The 6,335-nt window shown below is 68.8% G+C and carries 6 protein-coding genes (1 of these 6 only partly in view); 4 read left to right on the top strand and 2 right to left on the bottom strand.

Translation table 11 applies throughout. The annotated features are described in order from the left end of the window. Positions 1-1,369, top strand: the 3' portion of a protein-coding gene (locus tag ACXJ1Y_RS08505; RefSeq protein WP_463849614.1) for a M23 family metallopeptidase. The gene continues 647 nt to the left of window position 1, outside the view; 1,369 of the gene's 2,016 nt are visible here — the last part of the coding sequence; the start codon falls outside the window, past its left edge; the stop codon is at positions 1,367-1,369. Positions 1,370-1,375: 6 nt separating this feature from the next. Here ACXJ1Y_RS08505 and gluQRS read toward each other — a convergent pair whose 3' ends face one another. Then, a complete protein-coding gene (gene gluQRS / locus ACXJ1Y_RS08500; protein ID WP_463849613.1) occupies positions 1,376-2,230 on the bottom strand; it encodes a tRNA glutamyl-Q(34) synthetase GluQRS in 855 nt (284 codons plus the stop codon). After that, positions 2,227-2,499: a hypothetical protein gene (locus ACXJ1Y_RS08495; RefSeq protein ID WP_463849612.1), complete on the bottom strand. Its 273-nt coding sequence runs from the start codon at positions 2,497-2,499 to the stop codon at positions 2,227-2,229. The genes gluQRS and ACXJ1Y_RS08495 overlap by 4 nt, the downstream gene beginning before the upstream one ends. A 374-nt stretch (positions 2,500-2,873) precedes the next feature. Here ACXJ1Y_RS08495 and ACXJ1Y_RS08490 point away from each other — a divergent pair, with 374 nt between their 5' ends. The 3 genes from ACXJ1Y_RS08490 to ACXJ1Y_RS08480 all read left to right on the top strand — a co-directional run bounded on the left by ACXJ1Y_RS08490 (position 2,874) and on the right by ACXJ1Y_RS08480 (position 6,335). Then, positions 2,874-3,383 (top strand): Ros/MucR family transcriptional regulator, encoded by a 510-nt coding sequence (locus ACXJ1Y_RS08490; protein ID WP_463849611.1) that lies wholly within the window; start codon positions 2,874-2,876, stop codon positions 3,381-3,383. Positions 3,384-3,502: 119 nt separating this feature from the next. Then, positions 3,503-4,945: a Do family serine endopeptidase gene (locus tag ACXJ1Y_RS08485; RefSeq protein WP_463849610.1), complete on the top strand. Its 1,443-nt coding sequence runs from the start codon at positions 3,503-3,505 to the stop codon at positions 4,943-4,945. A gap of 52 nt (positions 4,946-4,997) precedes the next feature. Next, entirely contained in the window at positions 4,998-6,335 is a 1,338-nt protein-coding gene (locus ACXJ1Y_RS08480; RefSeq protein WP_463849609.1) for a replication-associated recombination protein A, read from the top strand.

Raw genomic sequence — 6,335 nt, 5'->3', positions numbered from 1 at the left:
CGGGCGCCGGACCACCATCCCGATCGCGCCGCAGATCATGCTCTCGCGCACGTTGCAGCAGGCGGCCGGCGCCCTCGACGGGGCGCCCAAGGAGAACAACCCGTTCAAGGCGATCGAGGTGCTGGTCGTCCCCGAGAACGTCACCAAGCTCGCGAAGACGGATCTGAAGCCGAACGAGCCGCCCCTCGTGGAGGAGCGCGACATCGCCCTCGCTAAGGGCGAGACCCTCGAATCGACGATCAAGGGCACCGGCCTCGCGAGCGACGAGCAGATCCGCGGGATCGTCGCGGCGCTCGGCGGCCGGACCAAGACCTCCGCCCTGTCGGACGGACAGCAGATGCGCGTGCAGATCGCGCCCGGCGCCCAGCCGGCCAACGCGCGGCAGGTGACGCGCGTGGTCCTCTACGGCGAGAACGGCATCGAGGGCATCGCCGCGATCAACGACCGAGGCACCTTCGTCTCCGTGGCCCCGCCGACTGAGGACATCCCCGGCCAGAAGGCGCAGCCCCAGGCGGATGCGGGCGACGAGGAGGACGAGGATTCGGGCTCCGGCCCCCGCCTCTACCAGAGCCTCTACGAGACGGCGGGCCGGCACGACATCCCGCGCACCACCGTCGAGGACATCGTGCGGGTGTTCAGCTACGACCTCGACTTCCAGCGCCGGGTGCAGAGCGGCGACGGGCTCGACGTCTTCTATACGTATGACGAGGAAGGCTCCGGCGCCGACCGGCCGGACCTGCTCTATGCCGCGCTCACCCTCGGCGGCGAGACCCGCAAGGTGTTCCGCTTCCAATCGCCCGATGACGGCTCGATCGATTATCTCGACGACCAGGGGCGCTCGCTGAAGAAGTTCCTCCTGCGCAAGCCCATCGCCGACGGCATCATGCGCTCGGGCTTCGGCTACCGCCGCCACCCGGTGCTCGGCTATGCCAAGCTGCATACCGGCGTCGATTGGTCGAACCCGATCGGCACGCCGATCATGGCCGCCGGCAACGGCCTCGTGATCCGCGCCGAGATGACCTCCGGCTACGGGCGCCGGGTCGAGCTGCAGCACATCAACGGCTACGTCACGACCTACAACCACATGTCGCGTTTCGGGCGAGGCATCACCGAAGGCGTGCGCGTCCGCCAGGGCCAGGTCATCGGCTATGTCGGCTCGACCGGCCTCTCGACCGGCGCCCACCTCCATTACGAAGTGATCATCAACGGCCATTTCGTGGACCCGATGAAGATCCGCGTGCCCCGCGGACGCGAGCTGGACGGGCGGCTGCTCGCCGATTTCCGGCGCCAGCGCGAGCAGATCGAAGCGACGATGCAGAAGGCCAAGAGCGCCACGGCCCTGGCCCAGCGCGACGCCGCGATCCGGTAGGCCCCCTCAGGCGAATCCCAGCCGGGCGCGGATCGCCCCGGCGGACAGGCCCGCGTCCCGCAGGGAGGCGAGGCTCGGCGACCCCCGCGACTTGGCGAGCTTGCGCCCCTCCTCATCCTGGATCAGCGGGTGATGGTGATAGCGCGGGCTCGGCAGGCCGAGGAGCCGTTGTAGCAGCACATGCAGTGTCGTCGCCGCTTCGAGGTCGGCGCCGCGCACCACATGGGTGATGCCCTCGAGAGCGTCGTCATGGACCACGGCGAGATGGTAGCTCGTCGGCACGTCCCGGCGGGCGATCACCGCGTCGCCCCAGGGCGCCGGATCGGCGGGCACCCAGCGCTCGCCATCCCCCTCGAAGGCGATGAAGCCGAGGGGGCCGTGCCTCAGCGCATGGGGGAGGGCGCGCGACAGGGCGAGCCGCCACGTATACGGTTCGCCCCGCGCGCACCGGGCGGCGGCCTCGGCGGGATCGAGGTCGCGACAGGTTCCGGGGTAGAGGGGTGCGCCGTCCGGATCGCAGGCCACCGCCCGCGCCCGGATCTCGCCGCGTGAGCAAAAACACGCATAGGCCCATCCGGCCGCGATGAGGCCATCGCGCACAGCGCGATATTCGCTCATATGCGCCGATTGGCGGCGAACCGGTTCCGGGTAGGTCAGGCCGATCCAGGCGAGATCGTTGAGGATCGCTTCCGCGAATTCGGGCCTGGACCGGGCCGGATCGATGTCCTCGATGCGCAACCGGCAGGTCCCGCCGAGGTCGGCGGCGATCCTGGCGTTGAGTAGGGCGGAATAGGCGTGGCCGAGATGCAGCCTCCCGTTCGGGCTCGGCGCAAACCGCAGGAACGCCGACGGGTCGCTCACCCGTCGTTTCGAATCAGGCAGCGCTGCGCGCCGGGTTCGCAGGCGATGCCCGGCAGGGAACAGGCGACGCTGTCCGGCCAGCGCTTGCAGACCTGGCAGCCGTTCGACCATTCGAGACAGGTGGGATCGTCCGCCACCGTGCGGGGAGCTGAGCCATGCCCGCCCGGCGCCAGGGCGCCGATCAGCACCGTCACAAGCGTCAGGGCGGCGATGCCGGCGAGGGCGAGGCGCTCGCTCGGCGAGGTCGGGCGATGGGGCGTCTGCGACATGCGGCCTTGTTCGCGTGGCTCGGGTCGTCCTGTCAACGCGATGGCATCGCCACTTTTGCAAAGCCACAATCTCATCCACGAAGAATGAACTCTTTTTCATCATGACTGATTTTCATTCGTTCTGTGCCAAAAGCTTATTGCACGCAACATAGATCAGTGAAGGGGTGATAAGAGTTTGGCGAGACATCATTCTTTTTTACGATATGAATACGGAGACCCGGACAGATCGCACGCATGCATGGCCGGTAAATTGCCAGAATTTCGGGTTGCAGCGCCGAAATAGCGCGTCTGTGAGTTGAGTGCGACGGATGAGAAGGCTATACAGCTATCCATGGTGCTTTTTACGTCATCACCCCTCCAGATAGGTCAAGACGATGTCTTCCACATTCGATGATCGCCTGTTGGCGCTGACCGCCGAAGTCGTCACGGCATATGTCAGCAACAACCACATCCAGCCGTCAGACATTCCGGACGTTCTGACCAGCGTGTACCGCGTGATGTGGGACGTCGAGAGCAAGCGTCGCCCTATCGAGCTTCCGCCGAAACTGACTCAGCAGGAAATCGAGCGTTCGATTACGAAGGATTTCCTGATTTCGTTTGAGGATGGCAAACCCTACAAGACCCTGCGCCGCCACCTCGCGATGCATGGCCTGACCCCCGACGCCTACCGTGCGAAGTGGGGGCTCGATGCCAGCTACCCGATGACCTCGCCGTCCTATTCCGAGCGCCGCTCCGAACTCGCCCGCGCCCTCGGCCTCGGGAAGATGCACCGGGTGCCCCCCGTGCAGAGCGGCGCCCAGAGCGGCGCGCACGCGGCCGTGGCCCAGGCCATCGCGGCGCAGGCGGTGTCCGGCAGCCGCGTCAAGCGCAAGCCGGTGGTGTGACGGAAAGAGCGGCGCTTCGGCGAAGGTGTCGCGCGCCTGCCTTAATCGGCTCCGATAGGCTCCCTGCAAAGGCTCTCGTCCGGCTCGGCCGGCGGGAGCGCCCGCATCCGGAGCCCCGCATGACGATCCGACTGCCCCTTGCCGCGCTCTTCGCCGTGATCCTCGGCGGCACCGCCTCCGCCCAGATGGCGAGGACGGAGCCGCAGGACAACGCGGGCAAGCAGGTGCCCCTGAGCCGGGGCGAGGTTCAGCTCTCCTTCGCGCCGGTGGTGAAGCGGGCGGCACCCTCGGTGGTGAACGTCTACGCCTCCCATGTCGACAAGCGCTCCAACGCGCGCGCCAGCGCGATGGAGGAGTTCATGCGCCGCTTCTTCGGCGAGCCGGAAGGCGGGCGCGGCCCCCGGGGCGACCGGGCGCAGAAATCCCTCGGCTCCGGCGTGCTGGTGGACGGCTCCGGGCTCGTCATCACCAACGCCCACGTCATCGACAACATGAATGAGGTGCGCGTCGCCCTGGCCGACCGGCGGGAATTCGAGGCGTCCATCGTCCTGCGCGACAGCCGCACCGACCTCGCGGTGATCCGCATCAAGGAGCCGGCGGCCGGGCTGAACCCGATGCCGTTCGGCGACGCGGACAAGCTGGAGGTCGGCGACTTCGTGATGGCGATCGGCAACCCGTTCGGCGTCGGCCAGACGGTGACGCAGGGCATCGTCTCGGCGCTGGCGCGCACGCAGGTCGGCTCGGCGGACTACCAGTACTTCATCCAGACCGATGCCGCGATCAATCCGGGCAATTCCGGCGGCGCGCTCGTCAACCTCCAGGGTCAACTGGTCGGCATCAACACCGCGATCTACTCGCAATCGGGCGGCAGCCACGGCATCGGCTTCGCCATTCCCGTCAGCATGGTCAAAGCGGTGGTCATGGCCGCCAAGGACGGGCTGACCGTGGTGCGTCGGCCCTGGCTCGGCGCGCGGGTCCAGACCGTCTCGCCCGACATCGCCGACAGCATGGGCCTCGACCATCCGACCGGCGTGCTGGTGGCGAGCCTCCAGCCCAAGAGCCCGGCCGAGGAAGCCGGGTTGAAGCGCGGCGACCTGATCCTGTCGGTGGACGGGCAGGTGGTGGATGATCCCGAGGCCTTCGGCTACCGCTTCGCCCTGAAGGGCATCACCGGCCAGACGAAGCTCGGCATCCTGCGCGGCACCAGCCGCCAGACGGTGAACGTGAAGCTCGGCCCGGCCCCGGAGACGCGCCCGCGCGACTCGCTGAAGGTGCGCTCCCGCTCGCCGTTCCTGGGGGCGAGCTTCGTGAACACCTCCCCCGCCGTCGCCGAGGACCTTCAGGTCGATTTCACGGTGGACGGCGTCGCCGTCGAATCCGTGGACGAGGGGTCCTTCGCCGCCCGCGCCGGTCTGCAGAAGGGCGACATCGTGGTGGCGGTGAACGGCATGCCGATGGCCACGACCAAGGACCTCGACCGGGTGATCCGCACCACGCCGAGTTCGTGGGAGATCGTCATCAACCGCAACGGCGAGGTGATGACCTCGATCTTCAGCGGTTGAGGACCGGTCCCCGGCGCTTGCATCGGCCGGGGCGGGCGGTGTTCATGCCGGGATGTCAGATCTGTTCGGATCGTCAGAGCCCGCCCCGCCGCCCGAGCCTGCACCGGAGAGCGGCGTCAACCGTCCGCTGGCCGACCGGCTGCGGCCGCGCACCCTCGACGAGGTGGTCGGCCAGGAACACCTGACCGGGGAGGGCGGGGCGCTCACCCGCCTGCTGCGCGGGCGCAACCTCGGCTCGCTGATCTTCTGGGGCCCGCCGGGCACCGGCAAGACCACGGTGGCGCGGCTCCTCGCCTCCGCGACGGACCTGCATTTCGAGCAGATCTCGGCGATCTTCTCCGGCGTGCCGGACCTGCGCAAGGTGTTCGAGGCCGCCCGCAAGCGCCGGGCGCAGGGGCAGGCGACCCTGCTCTTCGTGGACGAGATCCACCGCTTCAACCGCGCCCAGCTCGACGCCTTCCTGCCGGTGATGGAGGACGGCACCGTCACGCTGATCGGCGCCACCACCGAAAATCCCTCCTTCGAGTTGAATGCGGCGCTCCTGTCCCGCGCCCGCGTGCTGCTGTTCCGCGCCCTCGATCCGGGGGCCATCGCCCGCCTGCTGGCGCGGGCCGAGGATTTGAGCGGGCAGGCGCTACCGCTGACCGAGGAGGCGAGGGGGGTTCTCGTCCGCATGGCCGATGGCGACGGGCGCGCGGCGCTGACGCTGGCCGAGGAGGTCTGGCGCTCGGCGGCGCCGGGCGAGACCTTCGACGCGGACGCCCTGCAACGGATCGTGCAGCGCCGGGCCCCCGTCTACGACAAGGCGCAGGAGGGGCACTACAACCTGATCTCCGCGCTCCATAAGACGGTGCGCGGCTCGGACCCGGATGCGGCGCTCTATTACCTTTGCCGGATGCTCGATGCCGGCGAGGACCGGCTGTTCATCGCCCGGCGCCTCGTGCGCATGGCGGTGGAGGATATCGGGCTCGCCGACCCGCAGGCCCTGGTGATCGCCAACGCGGCCAAGGATGCGTTCGACTTCCTCGGCAGCCCGGAGGGCGAGTTGGCCCTCGCGCAGGCCGCGATCTACCTCGCCTGCGCCCCGAAATCGAACGCGGTCTACACCGCCTACAAGGCCGCGACGCGCCTCGCCAAGGAGGCCGGCTCGCTGCCCCCGCCGCGGGTGATCCTCAACGCGCCGACCAAGCTGATGCGGAAGGTCGGCTACGGGGAGGGCTACCGCTACGACCACGAAGAGCCGGACGCCTTCTCCGGCCAGGATTACTGGCCCGAGGCGCTGGGCCGGCAGCATCTCTACGAGCCGACCGACCGGGGCTACGAGACCCGCCTCGCCGACCGCCTCGCCCGCTGGGAGGAGATGCGGCAGGCGCGGCGCGAGGAGGGGTGA

The organism is Methylobacterium sp. TK26 (assembly GCF_055361565.1).
This window is presented reverse-complemented; position numbering and strand designations above follow the sequence as displayed.